General features: G+C 28.3%; 1 protein-coding gene. It reads right to left on the reverse strand.

The window, feature by feature from the left end; genetic code table 11:
- Positions 1-118: 118 nt before the first annotated feature.
- Positions 119-2002: a heavy metal translocating P-type ATPase gene (locus tag CD129_RS09100; protein WP_002512600.1), complete on the reverse strand. Its 1884-nt coding sequence runs from the start codon at positions 2000-2002 to the stop codon at positions 119-121.
- Positions 2003-2235: the final 233 nt, after the last annotated feature.

Consider the following 2235-nt stretch of genomic DNA (forward strand, 5'->3'; position numbering starts at 1 on the left):
TTTTAAGATTGAAAATATATCTATATATATTCATAAAATAGACCTTTTTGAAAAAAGTCAATTAATCATTTCAAAATCAAATTCTTTCTTAATAATGATTGTTATACTATTTAATTCTTTAACTAAAGTTCTTAAAATCATCTTTAAAATATAAGAGTCTTAAACTATTTATAATTACAAGAATCGTGCTGCCTTCATGTCCTATAACACCAAGAGGTAAATTAATTAATTGAAGAATATTGGTGAAAATCAATATTACTATAATGCTTAATGAAAAAATAATATTTTCTTTAACAATTTTTTTTAACTTTAATGATAGGCTTATTGAAAAAGGGATTTGAATTAAATCATTTTGCATAAGAATTGCGTCTGAAGTTTCCATTGAAATATCTGTACCATTTCCCATTGAAAATCCGACATCGGCAATTGCAAGAGCTGGCGCATCATTAATCCCATCTCCAACCACAGCTATAGTTTCATATTCATTTTTAATTTTTTTTGCAATTTCCGCTTTTTCTTGAGGAAGTTTATTTGCATAAACTTCTTTAATTCCAATAGTTCTTGCAACTTCATTTGCTGTTTGAAAATTATCCCCTGTAACCATAATTGTGTGTATATTCATTTTATTCAACTTAGAAATAGCATCTATAGTATCATCTTTAATTTGATCTGATAGTGAAAAATAAGCTTCTAACTTATTATCTTTAGAGACATAGACTTGTGTTGAAACTGGGGGAATGCTATTTATTTTTTGTTGTATATCTAAATCCAATACCCTGTTTGTGACAAATTCCAATTTACCAATGCGCCATTCATGATTATTATAATAAACTTGTAATCCTTTTCCTGTGATATTATTTACATAATCAAGAGGTATTATGTCAACGTCATTTAAATGTTTTACAAGTGCTTGAGCTATAGGGTGTGTTGCTTCGTTTTCTGCTGATTTTAATATTTTTTTTAATTCTTTTTGTTCGACATTAGACATATAAAATGATTCCTGAACAGTAGGCTGTCCTATTGTTAGTGTTCCTGTTTTATCAAATATTATTGCTTTAACTTGATTGAGTACATCTATTGCATTTCCGCTTTTAAATAGCATATTTCGTCTTGTAGCACGACTGATTGCAGATAATGTTGCGGGAGTAGCGCTTGCAATAAGTGCACATGGCGATGCAACAGTCAATAAAACCATGCCCCTATAAAAAGCTTGTTCCCAACTCCAATTCAATATAGATGGAGTCAATAAGATAAATAATGGCACACCAAGAAGTATTATTTTGACATAAATACTTTCTATATTTTCTATAAAACTTGCAGTATGTGAAGGAGAAGACTGAGCTTCATCGACAAGTCGAATTATTTTTGAAAACAATGTATTATCGATATTTTTTGTAACTTGCATCTCAAAAGTTTCACCTTCGTTGAGCGTCCCTCCGGTTAAATTTTCCTTGTTCTTTTTTTCAATAGGAATAGATTCTCCAGTTATAGCCGATTCATTAATGACAGCATATTCAGAAGTTAATTCACCATCTATAGGAATAGTTTCTCCCTTTGGCACTTGAACAAACATACCTACTTCCAACTCTTGTGTGGAAATAATATCAATTGTCCCATCTGTACTTATACGTCTAGCGAGATCTGGTGTGATTTTTAAAAGTTCAGTCATTGTATTTTTTGTTTTTTCTTCAGCCATCTTTTCCATTGTTTCAGCTAAGGAGAATATAAATATCAACAAAGCTGCTTCCATCCAATAACCAATTACTGACGCACCAATTGCAGCTAAAATCATTAATAAATCAACATTGAAATGTTTGTCTTTAATTAATTCATTCAACCCTTCTTTTGCACTTAAGAATCCTCCAATGATAAAAGCTAATAAATAAATTTTGATAGAATAAGTAAATAAATCTAATGAGTTTAAAATAATTCCTACTAAAATTAAAAATGCACATATTATAGTATTGATTAGTGCAGCATGTTGTTTATACTTTCTAAACATATAAAGCCTCCCCAACAAATTATAATAAATCTAAATTACAATATAATATAGATTATAATTATTATAATCTATATTACCATATAAATCCCTTTTAATCTAATTTAAATACCGTTATAAAAGGATATTCATTCTCATTTGAGGATTGAAAATATTAGTAACATTATACTATTTCGTAAAATTTAAAATATATTTTTTTATAAATGATAAAAAGCAGAACTATTGTCTATAAAGAC

Origin of the sequence: Mammaliicoccus fleurettii (assembly GCF_003970575.1) — a bacterium.
Taxonomy (GTDB): domain Bacteria; phylum Bacillota; class Bacilli; order Staphylococcales; family Staphylococcaceae; genus Mammaliicoccus; species Mammaliicoccus fleurettii.